General features: G+C 43.1%; 12 protein-coding genes, 1 tRNA gene, 1 rRNA gene and 3 pseudogenes. 1 reads left to right on the plus strand and 16 read right to left on the minus strand.

The window, feature by feature from the left end:
• Positions 1-108: 108 nt before the first annotated feature.
• The 11 genes and pseudogenes from ADJ67_07370 to ADJ67_07420 all read right to left on the minus strand — a co-directional run bounded on the left by ADJ67_07370 (position 109) and on the right by ADJ67_07420 (position 12,329).
• Positions 109-184, minus strand: a tRNA-Ala gene (locus ADJ67_07370).
• A gap of 43 nt (positions 185-227) precedes the next feature.
• Positions 228-1,746: ribosomal RNA gene (locus ADJ67_07375) — 16S ribosomal RNA — on the minus strand.
• A 912-nt stretch (positions 1,747-2,658) separates the two neighbouring features.
• Positions 2,659-4,431: pseudogene (locus ADJ67_07380) on the minus strand (hypothetical protein).
• Entirely contained in the window at positions 4,400-5,563 is a 1,164-nt protein-coding gene (locus ADJ67_07385) for an N-6 DNA methylase (GenBank protein AKT47461.1), read from the minus strand. The pseudogene ADJ67_07380 and the gene ADJ67_07385 overlap by 32 nt, the downstream one beginning before the upstream one ends.
• A 186-nt stretch (positions 5,564-5,749) precedes the next feature.
• A complete protein-coding gene (locus ADJ67_07390; protein ID AKT47462.1) occupies positions 5,750-6,766 on the minus strand; it encodes a rod shape-determining protein MreB in 1,017 nt (338 codons plus the stop codon).
• 94 nt (positions 6,767-6,860) lie between these two features.
• On the minus strand, positions 6,861-7,901 hold the full coding sequence (locus ADJ67_07395) for an amino acid lyase (protein ID AKT47463.1): 1,041 nt from the start codon (positions 7,899-7,901) through the stop codon (positions 6,861-6,863).
• 2 nt (positions 7,902-7,903) lie between these two features.
• Positions 7,904-8,455 carry a hypothetical protein gene (locus ADJ67_07400; GenBank protein ID AKT47464.1) on the minus strand — a complete coding sequence of 184 codons (552 nt, stop codon included), beginning with the start codon at positions 8,453-8,455 and terminating at the stop codon, positions 7,904-7,906.
• 144 nt (positions 8,456-8,599) lie between these two features.
• The gene (locus tag ADJ67_07405) at positions 8,600-9,784 is read right to left on the minus strand and encodes an acetyl-CoA acetyltransferase (GenBank protein ID AKT47465.1); all 1,185 of its coding nucleotides are present in this window, start codon (positions 9,782-9,784) and stop codon (positions 8,600-8,602) included.
• A gap of 138 nt (positions 9,785-9,922) precedes the next feature.
• Positions 9,923-10,504 (minus strand): annotated as a pseudogene (locus tag ADJ67_07410) (hypothetical protein).
• 350 nt (positions 10,505-10,854) lie between these two features.
• Positions 10,855-11,607 (minus strand): hypothetical protein, encoded by a 753-nt coding sequence (locus tag ADJ67_07415; protein ID AKT47466.1) that lies wholly within the window; start codon positions 11,605-11,607, stop codon positions 10,855-10,857.
• Positions 11,607-12,329 (minus strand): NAD-dependent deacetylase, encoded by a 723-nt coding sequence (locus ADJ67_07420; GenBank protein AKT47467.1) that lies wholly within the window; start codon positions 12,327-12,329, stop codon positions 11,607-11,609. Before ADJ67_07420 ends, ADJ67_07415 begins: the two co-directional genes overlap by 1 nt.
• A 158-nt stretch (positions 12,330-12,487) precedes the next feature.
• Between ADJ67_07420 and ADJ67_07425 the strand changes: the two are divergent.
• A pseudogene (locus ADJ67_07425) lies at positions 12,488-13,189 on the plus strand (hypothetical protein).
• A gap of 373 nt (positions 13,190-13,562) precedes the next feature.
• Here the strand turns inward: ADJ67_07425 and glnQ are convergent.
• The 5 genes from glnQ to fusA all read right to left on the minus strand — a co-directional run bounded on the left by glnQ (position 13,563) and on the right by fusA (position 19,255).
• On the minus strand, positions 13,563-14,270 hold the full coding sequence (glnQ, locus tag ADJ67_07430) for a glutamine ABC transporter ATP-binding protein (GenBank protein ID AKT47468.1): 708 nt from the start codon (positions 14,268-14,270) through the stop codon (positions 13,563-13,565).
• A gap of 26 nt (positions 14,271-14,296) precedes the next feature.
• Positions 14,297-14,956, minus strand: a complete 660-nt coding sequence (locus ADJ67_07435; GenBank protein AKT47469.1) for an amino acid ABC transporter permease — start codon at positions 14,954-14,956, stop codon at positions 14,297-14,299.
• A gap of 3 nt (positions 14,957-14,959) precedes the next feature.
• Positions 14,960-15,796 (minus strand): amino acid ABC transporter substrate-binding protein, encoded by an 837-nt coding sequence (locus ADJ67_07440; protein AKT47716.1) that lies wholly within the window; start codon positions 15,794-15,796, stop codon positions 14,960-14,962.
• Positions 15,797-15,967: 171 nt separating this feature from the next.
• The gene (gene tuf, locus ADJ67_07445) at positions 15,968-17,161 is read right to left on the minus strand and encodes an elongation factor Tu (protein AKT47470.1); all 1,194 of its coding nucleotides are present in this window, start codon (positions 17,159-17,161) and stop codon (positions 15,968-15,970) included.
• A gap of 21 nt (positions 17,162-17,182) precedes the next feature.
• On the minus strand, positions 17,183-19,255 hold the full coding sequence (fusA, locus tag ADJ67_07450) for an elongation factor G (protein ID AKT47471.1): 2,073 nt from the start codon (positions 19,253-19,255) through the stop codon (positions 17,183-17,185).
• Positions 19,256-19,258: the final 3 nt, after the last annotated feature.

Consider the following 19,258-nt stretch of genomic DNA (forward strand, 5'->3'; position numbering starts at 1 on the left):
AAACTTACGTTTCTAGCAAAAATTTCTCGATTTCGTTTCGTTGTGATTTGTTGTTTTACAAATCTTTTCGTTTTTTTGTGATACACGTTATTTAGTTTTCAAGGTTCATGGTGGAGAATAAGGGAATCGAACCCTTGACCCCCTGCGTGCAAAGCAGGTGCTCTCCCAGCTGAGCTAATTCCCCACGATACCAGAGAAAATTCTCATAGCATGAAATGGTCTATCCTTAGAAAGGAGGTGATCCAGCCGCACCTTCCGATACGGCTACCTTGTTACGACTTCACCCCAGTCATTGGTTTTGCCTTAGGCGATAGATTAACTAACCGACTTCGGGCACCCCCAACTTCCATGGTGTGACGGGCGGTGTGTACAAGACCCGGGAACGCATTCACCGCGGCATTCTGATCCGCGATTACTAGCAACTCCAACTTCGTGTAGGCGAGTTGCAGCCTACAGTCCGAACTGGGACCGGCTTTTGGGATTCGCTCCCCCTCACGGGTTCGCTGCCTGTTGTACCGGCCATTGTAGCACGTGTGTAGCCCAGAACATAAGGGGCATGATGATTTGACGTCATCCCCACCTTCCTCCGAGTTTTCCCCGGCAGTCCCACTAGAGTGCCCAACTAAATGATGGCAACTAATGGCAAGGGTTGCGCTCGTTGCGGGACTTAACCCAACATCTCACGACACGAGCTGACGACAACCATGCACCACCTGTCTCTCTTGTCCGAAGAAGGATCCGGTTAAGGATCTGTCAAGAGGATGTCAAGTCCTGGTAAGGTTCTTCGCGTTGCTTCGAATTAAACCACATGCTCCGCTGCTTGTGCGGGTCCCCGTCAATTCCTTTGAGTTTTACACTTGCGTGCGTACTCCCCAGGCGGAGCACTTAATGCGTTAACTGCGGCACCGAAGTCTTGCGACCCCGACACCTAGTGCTCATCGTTTACGGCGTGGACTACCAGGGTATCTAATCCTGTTTGCTCCCCACGCTTTCGTGCCTCAGTGTCAGTAACAGTCCAGAAAGTCGCCTTCGCCACTGGTGTTCCTCCTAATATCTACGCATTTCACCGCTACACTAGGAATTCCACTTTCCCCTCCTGCACTCAAGCACCCCAGTTCGCAAGGCGAACAATGGTTGAGCCATTGCCTTAAACCCTGCGCTTAAGGTGCCACCTACGCACTCTTTACGCCCAATAATTCCGGATAACGCTCGCCCCCTACGTATTACCGCGGCTGCTGGCACGTAGTTAGCCGGGGCTTCCTCCAAGGGTAATGTCATTTGTTTCTTCCCCTAGGACAGAAGTTTACAACCCGAAGGCCTTCATCCTTCACGCGGCGTTGCTGCATCAGGCTTGCGCCCATTGTGCAATATTCCCCACTGCTGCCTCCCGTAGGAGTTTGGACCGTGTCTCAGTTCCAATGTGGCCGATCACCCTCTCAGGTCGGCTACTGATCGTTGCCTTGGTAAGCCGTTACCCTACCAACTAGCTAATCAGACGCAGGCCCATCCTATACCGATAAATCTTTGACAAGTGATACATGTGTATCTCTTGCGTTATGGGGTATTAATCACCTTTTCGGGTGGCTATCCCCCTGTACAGGGCAGGTTGCCTACGCGTTACTCACCCGTCCGCCGCTTTCCATAAAGAAAATCTACCGAAGCTTCATTCCTTTATTTCTCGCTCGACTTGCATGTGTTAGGCACGCCGCCAGCGTTCATCCTGAGCCAGGATCAAACTCTCAATTAGTTTGTATATTAAGCTTTCGCTTGAATATCTATCCTATTTCTCTAAGAACGCTATTGCGTTTGCAATATTCTATTCAGAATCATTGTTTTGTTTGAGAAATTGTCGTTGTATCTTTCGATACATGCAATCATTTAAGATTGCAGAACCATAATTAGTTCTTACCATGTTACATGGTCAAATTTTATTTGACTATTTCTATGCTATGAGGTTTTCTAGGTTCTTGCTGTCGCATTTGACAGCTTAATCATATTACCATTTTTACTAGGCTATGTCAAGAAGTTTTTCATTCTTTTTTTAACTTTTCTAAATGGTTTTTCTCTGCCGCTCTTCGCGACAGCTTGATTATATTACCACAGCTTTAAATACCTTGTCAATCGCTTTTTAAAAATTATTTTAAATAAATCTAACAGCTATTTTGCCATGCAAATAAGACCCTAATTTACATATATCCTTACAGTCTTATTTTGATTCTTTGCTTCTCTGATGCATGCAGATATATCAACAAAGTCTGTAGCTGCAATTATATCCTGATCAGATATATCTCTTTTGATAATCTTATATTCTTTAGACTTTCTGTCTATGAATTCGCTCTCATCCCATCCATGTTCACTGACCATTAATGGAAGAGCTCCGTAGTGCACTCCACCTGTTTCGAGTGAATCAATTACCCTCTCTGCTCCTAGCTCTTGAAGCAAGATTATCGTCTCTTCATTGTATACGTTAAAACCATAGTCAGCATATAGATGCAAAGATTCTCCATGACCATACTTTCTTTCGAGCGTCTTAATAAATGCAAGCGTACCGAGGTTACCTATATATATTCCATGCTTACTGGCCAGTTTCCAAAGAGCCTCTTCACCCTTTGATAGAATCTTATATTCCTTGCCCTTTGATATATTGCTTATATATGGAATGATTCTTTCGTCGGCATAGGGTTCCTTCACTAGATCCGCTGCAGGAATTAGATAGCTGAGTTCGACTTCCGATTCTGCGCACTTTGCTTCGGTTTCAGTTCTATCGAATTTTTTATATGCATCTAGGCTGTAGAAGAACATTTCTAGTCTTGCGCTATCATCTCGTTTTGCTTTAGGAAGCGAACTAGGAAGCTCAAGCGTCGGCTTTCCGTTTTTTATATATCCGTTCCTTCCTTCACATAGGGCTGATTCGAATAAACTTAGCGTCTCACGCCTTAATTTGTTTAGTTCGGACATCTGAACCTTTAGACAGAATTCTCCGTTAAAATCGATTTTTTCGGCACTGAACGGGCTTCCGCCTAATTTGGTTAAGGCTTTAGCTATTCTATCTCTTGCAGATATTTCTGCAGGCTCAAAACGCTCCGTCTCATTTACTACGCTTATGATTCCGCTTTCATCGCTTATGCGAATCTGTATCTTGCCATCTAGTTCATTGCATTCTATATTTATCCTTGCTTTACGTAAGAACTTGCCCTCGTTCCAGTCTTTGTTCTTATAACTATTTGCTGCTAGCTCGATTTGATCCTTACTAGTTATCCTGTAGACTGCGTACGACTTCTCGACACGATCTTTGATGTCACCAACTATGTATACGCCTTTGCCATCTTCCTTTAGATACGTTATAACGTTGCCTGCCCTGATATTTTTTCCGCGGACTTCAATTCCGTCGCCTAGGCGCAGCTCTTTGCTAGAGCTTATTTTGATTAGGTTTCTACCTGCATTTGCGTTTAGAACCTTGCCTATTTCGACGCCTTTGTGCTTTGATATTTCACCCGACATGAAGTCTGATGGATTTTGTTCATTTAGATATGCGCTTGTGAAGCCCCTATTGAATATCTGCGTTAATGCAAGTCTATCTTCTTTGCTAAGCTTATAGCTTCCATTCTTTGCATAGATGTCGAGGTATTTGCGATATATTGATGTTACGACCGCAACATATTCCGGTGATTTCATTCGGCCTTCGATTTTGAGCGAGCGCACTCCTGCTTCGCAGAGTTTGTCAAGATGGTCTATCATCGACATGTCGCTAGGACTTAGAAGAGCAGTTTCTTTTGTTCCGCCGCTTCTGTCCGCACTTTTATATGGAAGTCTGCACGGCTGGGCACAGCCTCCTCTGTTTCCGCTTCGCCCACCTATGTAGCGGCTCATCTGACACTGTCCTGAATAGCAGACACATATTGCACCATGACAGAAGACCTCGATCTCGCAAGGCGTCTCTTTGCATAGAGTTTCGATTTCGGCTAGCGATAGTTCTCTTGCTGGTACGACACGACTGAAGCCTAGGTCCATTGCCTGATACACTCCGTCCTTATCAAAGACAGATGCCTGTGTTGACATATGAAGTTCGAAACCAGGAAGGTGCTTTCTCACAAGATTAGCAAAGCCTATGTCTTGAACAATTATAGCGTCGACTCCAATCTCATATAGATTCTTTGCGTATTCTAGTGCTTCGAGCAGTTCCTCATCCTTTATAAGGACATTTATTGTTATGTAGACTTTTACATTTCTTTTATGTGCAAAGTGCACCGCCTCTTCTATCTCATCTAGCTCAAAATTATGTGCATTGATTCTAGCATTAAAAAGATTGCCTCCTGCATAGACAGCATCTGCCCCGCTTTCGACTGCCGCAATAAAAGCCTCTTTGCTTCCGGCAGGGGCAAGTAGCTCGCATATGTTTCTATTTTTGCTCAGGCCGTTTTGCTTTTCCATTATCCCCTAGCTTCTTTCCATGAAATTGATAGTAGCACACCTCAAGTCTACCGTTGTAGAGTTTGCGCCTTCTATCAGCCTTTCTTCCGAAGACCTTTGCTTCAATGTCCTTGTCCGTGGTTACCATGAACATAGACCAGCTTGGATTTTCGGCAAAGAACTTCTTGTACTTGCTGTAGATTGCTGCTATCTGTTTTTGCTCACCAATTCTCTCGCCATAAGGCGGGTTGGTTATGATTATTCCTGAAGGTTTTGATGCTTTAATCCTAGACATATCTGCATTTATGAACCTAATGCAGTCGTCAACTCCTGCTTCGATAGCATTTTCCTTTGCCGCTTCGATAGCCATCTTATCTATATCGATTGCGACGATGTCTAGCTTTGCTTCATCATCCATCAAATCGTAGGCGCGCTTCTTCTCTTCCTTCCAAAGCTTCTTGTCTATGGCTTCCCATTCTTCACATGCGAAGCTTCTTGAAAGCCCTGGCGCAATATTCCTTCCTATCATCGCAGCCTCTATTGCTATGGTTCCAGATCCACAACAAGGGTCGAGTAATACCCTGTCCTTATTCCAAAACGAAAGCTGTACCATTGCAGCTGCAAGAGTCTCTTTGATTGGAGCAGCTACAGTTTTAACCCTGTAACCTCTCTTATGAAGTCCAGATCCGCTTGTGTCTACTGTCAAAGTAACCCTGTCTTTTAGTATGGTCACCTTTACCGTGTACTCTGCGCCCGTTTCTGGAAGAGTCTCCATCAAATATGCCTCGCCGAGCCTAGATGCTATTGCTTTCTTACAGATTCCCTGACACGCAGGAACGCTATGAAGCTGAGACTTAACCGAAGTTCCAGTAACTGTGAACTTTCCATCCGGCGGTATAAGCGCTTCCCACATCAAAGCCTTTGTCTGTTGAAAGAGCTCCTCAAAGGTCCTTGCCTCAAACTCTGCCATCTTTAGCAAAACTCTATCGGCCGTTCTCAGCCAAAGATTACTCCTTACTATGGCACGCTCGTCGCCCTCAAAGGTAACCTTTCCGTCCTCAGTTTTGAGCACCTTGTAATCAAGGCTTTCTATTTCGCGCCTTACAACAGCTTCAAGTCCAAAGGTTGCTGTTGCTATCAGCTCATATCTCATCGTCTTCTCCTATATCTTCTAACATCTTCCTTTGATGCGCGAATTCATACATCAAAGATAATTATCCCTTTGTGGTATAGCCTTAGGCTAGCTCCCATTTAAAAATGGACGCCTCCCATGTGAAACACAAGGAAGCATCCACTAATCTGACTTATTTATAAAATGTGTTCTCCAGTATTATGCACATTATAGATAAGGTTCTCTTCTGTTGAGTTTGTTGCTCTCAATTGACTCGATAACGTTTAGCGCATTTCCGGTTCCTATCGCAACGCACTGCTCAGGATTCTCAGCAATTCTTACGTTCATTCCTGTTCTTGCCTGGATACGCTTGTCAAGTCCGTAGAGGTAGGCACCACCACCTGTTAGAACTATGCCTGAGCTTGTGATGTCGGCCGCAAGTTCAGGAGGTGTCTGCTCAAGAACGCTATGCACCGCCTCGCAGATTGTGTATAGAGGCTCCTCAAGAGCTTCCATGATCTCTTCTGATGTTATCTCTACAACCTTAGGAAGTCCACTTACAAGGTCTCTACCTCTGCACTCAGCAGTTATGGTTTCTTCTCTTGGTGATGCTGTTCCGAGTTTCTTCTTGAGATCCTCACTTGTTCTCTCACCTATATAGAGCTTGTGATTCTTTCTCATATATCTAACGATGTACTCGTCAAACTTATCTCCGGCAACCTTAACAGAAGCACTAGCAACGATACCGCCCAGAGCGATTACCGCAATGTCTGTTGTACCACCACCGACGTCTATTACCATAACTCCGTCTGGCCTAGCGATATCAAGACCAGCACCGATAGCTGCTGCTACGGGTTCCTCAATTAGATAAACATTCTTGCCGCCCGCCTGTGTAGCCGCTTCTCTAACCGCACGCTTTTCTACTTCGGTTACTCCACTAGGCACGCAAACCATGATTCTTGGCTTAAAGAAGAAACCGCTGCCACAAGCCTTCTTGATGAAGTACTTAAGCATCTTCTCTGTAATATCATAGTCTGAGATTACACCATCTCTAAGTGGCTTAACTGCAACTATATTAGCAGGTGTTCTACCTAGCATCTGTCTTGCCTCTTCACCTACTGCAAGAATCTCATCTGTATCCTGATTAACCGCAACAACAGACGGCTCCTCAAGTACGATACCCTTATTCTTTATATAAACCAATACATTGGCTGTTCCCAAATCTATTCCAACTTCAGTTGCCATAAAATTTCCTTTCCATCAACAAAATAGTTACTCCTATTATATACAAGATATGAACTTTTTTCAATGCAAAGCATGTTTTTGATTTGTAAAAGAGCTAATTTTTAAGTAGATTTTTGATGGAGTTTATCAAAGCATCTACATCCTCTTCCGTCGTACCCCACGCAGTTACAAACCTTGCTACGATTTTGCCATCTCTCTCAGGAGTCCATTCATAAAAGAAGAAGTCCTTCTCAAGTTCCTTTACAACCTCAGTTGGCAGATAAGGGAATACCTGATTCGTCTGAGATGTTCCCAAAAATTCGCATCCAAGCTTCTCTAGTCCATTTCTCAGCTTTTCTGCTAGCTCATTTGCATGTTTTGCCATTCCGAAGTAGATACTATCTTCTCCCCCTTCGAGCAAAGCTTCAAACTGGACACCTATAAGTCTCCCCTTTGCGAGAAGACCGCAGTTTTGTTTAATCATCCAGCGGAAATGCTCGTTCATCTTAGGATTTGATATTATGAGCGCCTCTCCGAAAAGAGCCCCATTTTTGGTTGCACCTAGATAAAAAGCATCACATAGTTTTGCAAGTTCCTTTAATCTCACATCACAGTACTTACTTGTGAGTGCCGAGGCCATTCTCGCACCATCAATATATAGGTACATATCTCTTGCCTTACAACAATCATACAGTGCCTCGAGCTCAGCTTTACTATATAAAGATCCACACTCTGTTGGTTGAGAGATATACACTAGCTTAGGGATTACAGTATGCTCATCCTCATATTCATCCCAAGCTGCATTTATATTCTTTACTGTGAGTTTTCCGTCTTCATCTGGCATGCCAATTATCCTATGACCTGTCGCCTCAACCCCACCAGTCTCATGTGAATATATGTGACCAGCCTTAACAGCTATAACCGCCTCGTAAGGTCTTAGGCTTGCTGATATCAAAGTCACATTGCATGGAGTACCGCCTACCATCATGTGCACATCACAGTCTTGCCTTCCGATAAGTTCCTTTATCATCTTTGCTGCATTCTCACAGTGAACATCTAGACCATATCCGTCTGTATGCTCAAGGTTGGTTTTCTGCAAAGCCTCTAGGACCTTAGGGTGTGCTCCCTGGCTATAATCCGACCTAAAATAAATCATGCCTATTTCCTCCCTCTATATGTTAAGTTTGCCTTTTCTAAAGCTATTACGACGGCCGGAATCAAAACTATATGAAAAAGTATTGCCGGCACCGCATCTATAAAAGCATATTTCATAAACATTTGATATGTGAAACGAAGTCCGTCCCTACTTGAGAGTGCAATCATGCTAGCTCCCCAAACAATTCGACCAACTATCATTGCCGTTATCAGGGATACATATATACTCCCCGTCTTCCTAGGAAGCTGACTATATAGCAAGCCCGCTATAAGGCCATAGGTCGCAAGCTCAAGACTCATTGCAAATCCCGCCTGCATCAAAGCTGGCGCTCCATGTATTAAAAGGCTTAGCACTGGCGCAGCCAGGCCAACAATAAATCCAATCACTGGTCCACAAGCAAAGCCAGCTATCAAAACCGGAATATGCATAGGGCGAAGTCCTTGCCCAAAACGCGGGACTTGATCAGTAAGCATCGGTAAAACAACACTAATTGCAAGGCATATCAGTGCCATAATTAAGTATGAAGTTTTAGCAGTCTTCTTTTTCTTTGCCATATATTCTCCTAGCTTTTCCTATCGATTATAATAACACACCTGCGTTCTCTGTCAAATGAAATAGGACTATATTATTAGATACAAAAAACCCGAACTGAGTATTCTCAGTTCGGGTAAAAATCATTTTTGTTTAATGGCTTAATGCTATTTCTCTACTACTAGAGCTGTTCCCATTCCGCCACCGATGCAAAGTGTAGCAAGACCCTTCTTAGCATCTTCTCTCTTTAGCATCTCGTGAATCAATGTAACTAGGATACGGCATCCTGATGCTCCGATTGGGTGACCAAGTGCGATAGCTCCACCGTTAACGTTTAGCTTAGCAGGATCAATTCCTAGGTCCTTACCAACTGCTAGAGCCTGAGCTGCAAATGCTTCGTTAGCTTCGATAAGATCCATATCATTGATTGATAGTCCAGCCTTCTCAAGAGCCTTTCTTGATGATGGAACAGGTCCGATTCCCATGATCTTAGGATCAACACCAGCAGATGCGTATGAAACGATCTTTACTAGTGGTGTTAGGCCAAGCTCCTTAGCCTTGTCAGCTGACATTACTACTACAGCAGCGCCTGAATCGTTGATTCCTGATGCATTACCAGCTGTAACTCCTCTTCCGTCCTTCTTGAATGCTGGCTTTAGCTTGCCAAGCTTTTCGATTGTTGAACCGAACTTAGGGTGCTCATCTGTATCGAATACGATAGGATCACCCTTCTTCTGTGGGATTTCTACTGGAACGATTTCATCCTTGAATCTGCCTGACTTAACAGCAGCTTCAGCCTTTAGCTGTGAATCAAGAGCAAACTGATCCATCTGTTCTCTTGTTAGACCCCATTCTTCAGCTACGTTCTCAGCTGTTACACCCATGTGATAGTTGTTGAATGCGTCCCAAAGTCCATCGTTAACCATTGCGTCAACCATCTTTGTGTCGAACATTCTTGCTCCCCATCTTGCTGATGGAACTACATATGGAGCTAGTGACATATTCTCTGCACCACCTGCAACGATGATGTCAGCGTCTTCTGCCTTGATGATCTGAGCAGCAAGCTCAACAGCTCTTAGTCCGCTTCCGCAAACCTTGTTGATTGTCATTGCAGGAACTTCCTTTGGAAGACCAGCATCTAGCATCATCTGTCTTGCTACGTTCTGTCCAAGACCAGCCTGAAGAACGTTACCCATGATAACTTCGTCAACCATCTCTGGCTTAACTCCAGCCTTTTCTAGTGCTCCCTTTATAACAACTGCTCCTAGCTCTCTAGCTGAAACATTCTTAAGTGTTCCACCATAGCCACCAATAGCTGTTCTAACTGCGCTTACGATTACAACTTCTCTCATTGTAAGTACCTCCTAATGTCGTATTTTTCTACGAAATTTACTTGTTTCCTAATATAATATAAGTACAATAACCTGATACTCCCACTTTACAACATTGTTAAATAATAGTCAATACTAAAATAGAAATTCTTTAACAAATTATTTCCTAAAATGGGCGTAAAAAAGGCGTTCCATATATTCTGGTTTAAGGGCCTCCTTGGCCTGTCTGAGATTTTCTAATCCCATGTCTTCTTCCCTGTTTACATACTCAACGCTCTCAGGAAGTTGCTTGCAGAACTCTCTACAGACTATCTGATATATCCCTCTAAAATCGTCATTTGCTTTCTCAAAATGCTCAATCGCCATGCTATCTGAAACAGTCTCTCCTATTGCAAAGCCCTCGAGCTTTCCATTGATATAAATAGCTGCCGAATAAACATTTGGTTCCTCTACTAACTTGAGGATTTGCCCTATAGCGTCAAACTCCGTTTCTAGAGAATCTATCTCCTCATCCTGCTCCTTGAGTTCCTTTTGCTCAGTGGCAAATGCTAAAACCTCATCTCTCATATCTAAAGTGATTGGCTTTACTTCGTACTCAAAATTCTTGAGGAAGTAGTTCATGTGATTTTTCTTCTTATGCAAGGCTCTTCCCGAAAGATTTATTAGCTTATCCTTAAGGTAGACATATTCATCTGCATCACGGTTTTCAAAGATTTCTATCTCATCTCCGAAGGCCTCCTCTAGCAAGCCCTTCATTTTCTCTGGAATAGCCACGATACGGAACTTGATTCCCATATCGTCAAATCTTCTCTTGCATTCAAGAATGGCCTTGCGAAGTCTTGGGATGTCGTACTCCCCATTATCCGTCAAAGGCATGGAGATTACCGAGTCACTTCCGTCACCGGCGCAGTTTCCACCCGCCATACAGACATAACCTTCGATGATGTCCCAGCTTAAGCAGTAGCTTCTTCTCCATATATAGTTTGTAATATATGTATAGCCAGCTGCCCTATAGTCATATCCGTTAAAATATCTCAGTAAAGTAGCCCTGTCTCCCGATTCGGGATCCTCAAATGTGTGGCTAAATATACTCATATATCAATTCTCCAATCCTTTAGTTTCTCTAATTCATCATAGTCTGTAAGGTCTACCCTCAGCGGAGTTATCGTGATGTAGTTACAAGCGTTGTAGAAAACATCAACGTCATCCTTATTTTCCTTATGGTCTGGAATGTGACCCTTCAATTTATATCTATCATCCTCGACATGTACAAACCCATCGTTAAAGTATCCGGGTCCCAACTTTGATAGCTTAATGCCCTTGAGCTCCTCGACCGGTTTGTTCGGCGAGTTAATATTTAGAATCGTCTTTGGCGCAAGTTCATTCTTTACGTAATCTATCAAATAAATGGCTGCCCGGCATGCTCCATCAAAATGAGATGAATCGCGGTCGTTCACCGAAACTGCAACGGCCTTATATCCTCTCATCGTAGCTTCTAGAGCAGCTCCGACGGTTCCTGAGTATACGGTATCAGTTCCTAGATTGCTACCCATGTTTATACCCGAATATACAATATCTAGCTCTATGCCATTAGCCTCACACATTTGAATTCCGACCTTTGTGCAATCTGACGGAGTTCCAGAAACCATCCATGCCATTTTGGCGCAAGGAAATTCTATGGGTCTTACGAAGATTTCCTCATCTAAGGTTATGGAGTGACTCTTACCGCTTTGCTGTGTGCTCGGCGCGCAGACATAGACATCACCGACTTCTGACATAGCTTTTGCTAAGGCCTTTATTCCATCGGCATGAATGCCGTCATCGTTAACGAGTAAAAAATTCATTAATATTTCATTACCTTTCCTATCGAGTCGTAGATAACAAGACTCGCCCTGCTATCATACGGAGTCTCAGTCTTATTTATCAAAACAAGCTCCTTACCGCGGTAGTAGTTTATAAGCCCTGCCGCTGGATACACTGCAAGCGATGTTCCACCAACTATGAGAAGATCCGCTTCCGATATAGCCTTGACCGCACCCTCTATAGTTGCATCATCCAGCATCTCTCCAAAGAGGACTACGTCTGGCTTGATTCTACCTGAGCAGCTACAATATGGAACGCCTTCTTTACAGTTAGCTTCATCCATAACATAGTCGAGGTCATAGAACTTTCCGCACTTCTCGCAGTAGTTTCTGTTCACGCTTCCGTGCAGCTCGTAGACATTGCGATTTCCAGCCTTCTGATGCAGTCCATCGATGTTCTGCGTTACTACAGCCGTGAGCTTGCCTTCTTGCTCTAGCTTAGCAAGCGCCTTGTGTGCATCATTTGGCTCAGCCTCTGTGTAAACTAGATTCTCCTTGTAGAATTTATAAAACAGCTTGTTATGGCTAAAATAAAAATCCGCAGACACAATAGACTCCGGAGAATAGCCGTACTCAGTTTTCGCATGATATATTCCACTCTCAGACCTGAAGTCTGGGATATTACTCTCCGTTGAAACTCCTGCTCCTCCGAAGAATACAATCTTGTTGCTCTTATCTATCAAACTTTTTAATCTTGGATCCATTTGAGCTCCTTTTAAAAAACATTTGCGTGTGATAATATACAAATAAATAGATTAAGTATATTATATCACATTCGAGGGGGTATGTTAACATGAAAAAGACACTCGACAGTTCTTACGGAAGACAGAAGACTGGTACGAGCGGTTCTGGTAAAACAGCTTTGGTTTTGAGTGGTGGTGGTTCTCGCGGTGCCTATCAGTGCGGTGCATGGAGAGCTTTAATTGAGCTTGGAATTCCAGTTGACATGGTTGTCGGTGTCTCCGTTGGTTCTTTGAACAGTGCCATGGTAGTACAAGGAGATCCCTTCCTTGCTTCCGGACTTTGGCGTAGGCTCGAGACCGACAAAGTCTTTGATGTAAAGCCTGATGCCCAGATTACGGAATTTGCAGCCGAATTTTTCAAACAGGGCGGTGCAGGCGTCAGCGGCCTTAAGGAACTTGTCGACACCTATCTTGATGAGGATAAGATAAGAAATAGTTCTATGGACTTTGGCCTTTTGACTGTAGAAGTACCGGCAATGAAGCCTCACTATCTCTGGAAGGATGAAATTCCAAAGGGTAAGATTGGCGACTATATAATTGCTAGCTCTTCTGCATTTCCTGCACTAAAACCTCATAAAATCGATGGAAAAACCTATATCGATGGTGGCTACGAAAACAATATGCCAATCCACATGGCAGTTGAGCGCGGTGCAACGAATATCATTGCAATCTATCTTGATGCAGTCGGTAGATATGACAAGGACAAGGAAATGTCTAGCTCCGAAAACATCAAGCTCATAAGCCCTAAATGGGACCTCGGCTCCTTCCTCGTATTTGATCCTGATAACACAGAGAATATTATGAGGCTTGGATATCTAGATGCAATGAAGGTCTTCGGAATTTACGACGGCGAGCTTTATAGCTTTGCTAAGAAGGAATTCGACAAGAAGACTCTCAAAAAAATAGATGATCTAGCATCAATATTTGAGCTAGATCCTTTGATTCTATATACGAGAAAAAGTTTTATCGCAAGACTTGTTGATATTATTATAGAGTTCAACAAGCGCAGCGATGCTTTGAAAGAGCAGGAACTAAATCCAAATACTATCAAAGCATACCTAAATAGCCTCAATAAGAAAACAGTGGTTATTTTGATAGCCAAAAATCTCAAAGAAAATGGAGAAGTCTCGATATTCAACAAATCTTATATCAAGAAACTTCTCCCTGCTGAGATAAGCGCTGCAAAATTGCTTCTTAGCTTTGAGCTCCTGTAAACCTGAGCGTTGCGCCAAGGAAATTGGATAGTCTCTCACTCTTAGGGTTTTCGAAGATTTCCCTAGAGCTTCCTTCCTCAACAATAGTTCCCGCATCCATAAAGATTATGCGGTCTGCAACCTCTCTTGCAAAGTTCATCTCGTGAGTTACAACAATCATTGTCATATCCTGGCAGGAGAGATCTTTCATCACGGAAAGCACCTCTCCTGTTGTCTCGGGATCGAGTGCCGATGTCGGTTCATCAAAGAGCATCAAATCAGGCTCCATGGCTAAAGCCCTTGCTATTGCAACTCTTTGTTTTTGTCCGCCAGAAAGCTGAGCTGGATACGCGCCTTCCTTATCGCTTAGTCCGACCATAGCAAGCAGCTTCTTTGCTTTTTCCTCAGCATCTTTGCGCTTTATTTTCTTTACCTTCACCGGAGCATAGCTTATATTCTCAAGGCATGTCATGTGTGGAAAAAGGTTAAAGTTTTGAAAAACCATCCCGCATTTTCCATCTAGCTCTAGGTTTCCCGATGTCACTTTTTCAAGTCCACCTATGCATCTTAGGAATGTGCTTTTCCCTGATCCCGAAGGTCCGATAATCGCAACAGTCTCTCCTTTTTTGATATTGAGCTTAACGCCTTTGACTGCATCTTCTGTTCCGAATCGCTTACTTATATTGTCCGCTCTAAGTGTGTAACTCATCCCTTAACTCTCTCTTGCAAAATTCTCTATGCTGACTTTGCATCATACTTTTTAAAATACTTTTCTAACTTACCTGCACCAAAGGTTAAAGCCCCTGTCATAATTAGATATATTACCGCTGCTACAACAAATGGTGTCATATCTGTAAGTCTGTTTACCGTTGTGCTTGTTGATCTCATCAAATCGATTACGGTACCTATTGTCGACGCAAGCGCTGTGTCTTTTACAAGCGTAATTGCTTCATTTACAACTGGTGGAAGCACTGCCTTCATAGTCTGCGGAAGGATGATGTCCTTCATAGTTGCAAACTTTGATATACCAAGTGCCTCTGCTGCCTCATACTGTCCCTCATCTACGCTTGCAATTCCGCCCCTATAAATCTCTCCGAAATACGCTGCGTAATTCAAAACAAATGTCAGAATTACTGCAAGAAATGGATTGATTTTTACTCCAAGGCTTATTGGGAAGAAATAGTAGAAGAAGTAAAGCTGCAGTATCAGCGGAGTTCCTCTAAAAATCCATATGTATATTTTGCAAAACCATCTTATCGGCAGGATTTTACTCTCGCTTCCCAGCGCAAATGGTAACCCTAGTGGCAGTGAAAGTACCAGTGTCAAAACGAATATAGCAACTGTTACCTTTGCTCCGCTAAGTAAAAATGGTAAGTATTCTAAAATTGTATTCATTTTCTATTTCACTTCTTCGTAAACAACTATATCTTCTCCGAACCACTTCTTGCTTATCTCTGATGCAGTTCCATCATCTATTAGTTCCTTGAGCGCCTTATTGACTTTATCGCGCATCTTTGTATTACTCTTCTCAAAACCTATTACATAGTAATCGTTTCCAAATGAGAACTCGCATTTCTTCATAATGCCATCAAGATTCTTGTTTGCATACTCACCAAGCACTTGGTCTACAACGATTACATCTACACGTCCTGCCCTTAGGTCCATGATTGCATCATCATATGTGTCATACTCAGATACATTATCTGCAAAACTCTTGTAGTTCTTATCAGCCTTAATCATGGCAAGAGCTGATGAATCAACCTGTGTTCCTATCTTTAGATTAGCAAGTTCACTAGAATCCTTAACATCAACATCCGATGAATTTAGTGCCATTACCACAATCTTGTTATCTAGATACTTAGCTGAAAGAGCCATCTTTTCTTTTCTTTCAGGTGTAACTGACATTCCATTCCATACACAGTCAATAGATCCTGACTTTAACTCCATCTCCTTTGAATCCCAATCAATTGCCTTGAAGTCGACCTTCATATTTAGCTTCTTTCCGACAGCCTTTGCCATATCAATATCAAAGCCAACTAGCTTGCCCTTCGCATCTCGGAAGCCCATAGGAGCAAAGGTATCGTCAAGCCCCACAACCAAGGTGTCTTTAGATTCCTTCTTCGTATCATCCTTGCCTCCGCATGCTGTCAAAGCACATGTCATAATCAAAGTTAATATAACCGCTGAGATTATAAATCTCTTACTTCTCTTTCCTTTTGTTTCTCCTATAAACATTCTATTCTTAGCCATTTTATTTCCCTTCACTTTATTGATTTATCGTGCTAAAGTATTAATGTGTTAAATATACCATTGAAAATTCAAACTGTCAACACCGTTTTTTAAATTTTTATAAAAAATACCGGCACTGTTGTGCCGGCATCTTATGTCTACTTGTAATTTGACCTATTACTCGATGATCTCTGTTACAACACCTGAACCTACTGTTCTGCCACCTTCTCTGATAGCGAATCTTAGGCCTTCTTCGATAGCGATTGGTGTGATCAAATCAATCTCCATGATTACGTTATCTCCAGGCATGCACATCTCTGTTCCTTCTGGTAACTTTAGGTCTCCTGTTACGTCTGTTGTTCTGAAGTAGAACTGTGGTCTGTATCCGTTAAAGAATGGTGTATGTCTTCCGCCTTCTTCCTTCTTTAGTACGTATACCTGTCCCTTGAACTTTGTATGTGGGTGAATTGTTCCTGGTGCTGCTAGAACCTGTCCTCTTTCGATTTCGTTTCTCTGTACACCTCTTAGTAGTGCTCCTACATTGTCTCCTGTCTCTGCCTCATCTAGAAGCTTTCTGAACATCTCTAGACCTGTTACTACTACTTTTCTCTTCTCTTCTGTGAGTCCGATGATTTCTACTTCCTCACCAACCTTTAGTACGCCTCTCTCAACTCTTCCTGTTGCTACTGTTCCTCTTCCTGTGATTGAGAATACGTCCTCTACTGGCATTAGGAATGGCTTATCGTTATCTCTTTCTGGTTCTGGGATGTAGCTATCTACTGCTTCGAATAGCTCTACAATCTTGTCTCCCCACTCGCTTGCTGGATCTTCTAGTGCCTTAAGCGCTGATCCTCTGATGATTGGTGTGTCATCTCCTGGGAAGTCATACTCTGATAGTAGTTCTCTTACTTCCATCTCTACTAGATCTAGAAGTTCTTCGTCATCTACCATATCGCACTTGTTTAGGAATACGATGATGTATGGTACGCCTACCTGTCTTGATAGAAGGATGTGCTCTCTTGTCTGTGGCATTGGTCCATCTGTTGCTGCTACTACTAGGATAGCTCCGTCCATCTGTGCAGCACCTGTGATCATGTTCTTTACATAGTCAGCGTGGCCTGGGCAGTCAACGTGCGCGTAGTGGCGGTTTGGTGTCTCATACTCAACGTGTGATGTTGAGATTGTGATTCCTCTTTCCTTCTCTTCTGGTGCCTTATCGATCTTGTCGAACTCAACCTTCTCACCTAGTCCATATCTCTGGTTTAGTGTTGTTGTGATCGCAGCTGTAAGTGTTGTCTTACCGTGGTCTACGTGTCCGATTGTACCGATATTGATATGTGGTTTGTTTCTTTCAAATTTCTGTTTTGCCATTATTATATTCCTCCAATTAGGTTACTTGCTTGCATTAACCTTTTCAACAAGGTTATCTGGAAGCTTCTCAAAGTGGTCAAACTGCATTACATATACACCACGACCCTGTGTCTTAGATCTAAGGTCTGTTGCATATCCAAACATTTCTGATAGAGGTACCATACCTCTAACTGCTACAGCGCCGTTGTTCATATCTGAGCCTTCGATTCTTCCTCTTCTTGAAGAGATATCACCGATTACATCGCCCATATACTCATCCGGAACGGTTACCTCTACCTTGAATATAGGCTCAAGGAGAACTGGCTTACCCTTCTTTGCTGCTTCTCTAAATGCCATGGATGCTGCTACCTTAAATGCCATTTCAGATGAGTCAACTTCGTGGTATGAACCATCATATAGTTCAACACCTACATCGACTACCTGATATCCAGCAACTGGACCAGTCTCCATCGCTTCTTTGATACCTGCCTCGATAGGTCCGATATATTCCTTAGGAACCGCACCGCCGACGATTGAGTTGATGAACTCGAATCCAGCACCTGGCTCGCGTGGGAATACCTTGATCTTAACGTGACCGTACTGACCGTGACCACCAGACTGCTTAGCATACTTGTGATCGACATCTGCAGTTTCTGTAATTGTTTCTTTGTATGAAACCTGTGGCTTACCTACGTTAGCCTCTACCTTGAACTCACGAAGAAGTCTATCTACGATGATTTCTAGGTGGAGCTCACCCATACCTGCGATGATGGTCTGTCCTGTATCTTCGTTTGTGTATGTCTTGAAAGTTGGATCTTCTTCAGCAAGCTTTGCCAAAGCGATACCCATCTTTTCCTGACCTGCCTTTGTCTTAGGCTCGATAGCAATCTCAATTACTGGATCTGGGAATTCCATTGACTCAAGAACAATTTCATCCTTTTCGTCGCAGAGTGTGTCACCTGTTGTAACATCCTTTAGACCTACAGCTGCAGCGATATCTCCTGAGTAAACCTTCTCGATTTCCTCTCTCTTGTTAGCGTGCATCTGAAGGATTCTTCCGAGTCTTCCCTTCTTGCCCTTTGTTGAGTTATAAACATATGAGCCTGATTCAATAGTTCCTGAATATACTCTGAAGAACGCAAGCTTTCCTACGAATGGGTCAGCCATGATCTTAAACGCTAGTGCTGAGAATGGAGCCTCATCTGATGAAGGTCTTTCAGCCTCTTCTCCAGTAACAGGGTCAACACCCTTGATAGCTGGGATATCAACTGGTGATGGCATATAGTCGATAACTCCATCGAGCATCATCTGTACACCCTTGTTTCTGTAAGCTGATCCGCAGAATACAGGAACCATCTGGCAATCAATTGTCTGCTTACGGATAGTTGTCTTCACTTCTTCGATTGTCAGCTCTTCACCATCGAGGAACTTCATCATGAGTTCTTCGTCGCACTCAGCAACTGACTCAATCATCTTTTCTCTCCACTCCTGAGCTATTTCCATCATATCTTCAGGAATATCTGTAATCTCGAATTCTTTTCCGAGATCATCCTTATAAATTTCCGCCTTCATAGTTACCAAGTCAATGATACCTACGAATGTTTCTTCTACTCCGATTGGTAGCTGAACAGGCACGGCGTTAGCCTTAAGTCTATCCTTTACCATATCTACTACCCTGTAGAAATTAGCTCCTAGGATATCCATCTTGTTGATGAAAATCATTCTTGGAACTCCGTATTTTTCAGCCTGTCTCCAAACTGTTTCGGACTGTGGTTCAACACCACCCTTAGCGCAGAGTACTGTAACCGCACCGTCAAGTACTCTAAGCGATCTTTCTACTTCAACTGTAAAGTCTACGTGGCCTGGAGTATCAATGATATTGATTCTGTTTCCCTTCCACTGTGCAGTAGTCGCAGCAGAAGTAATGGTAATACCACGTTCCTGTTCCTGTTCCATCCAGTCCATAACAGCTGCGCCGTCATGTGTCTCACCAATCTTGTGTGACTTACCTGTATAGAAGAGGATTCTTTCGGTTGTGGTAGTCTTACCAGCATCGATGTGAGCCATGATACCGATATTTCTTGTGTTCTCTAATGAGAATTCTCTACCTGCCATTAC

The organism is Eubacterium sulci ATCC 35585 (assembly GCA_001189495.1).
GTDB lineage: Bacteria > Bacillota > Clostridia > Peptostreptococcales > Anaerovoracaceae > Eubacterium_B > Eubacterium_B sulci.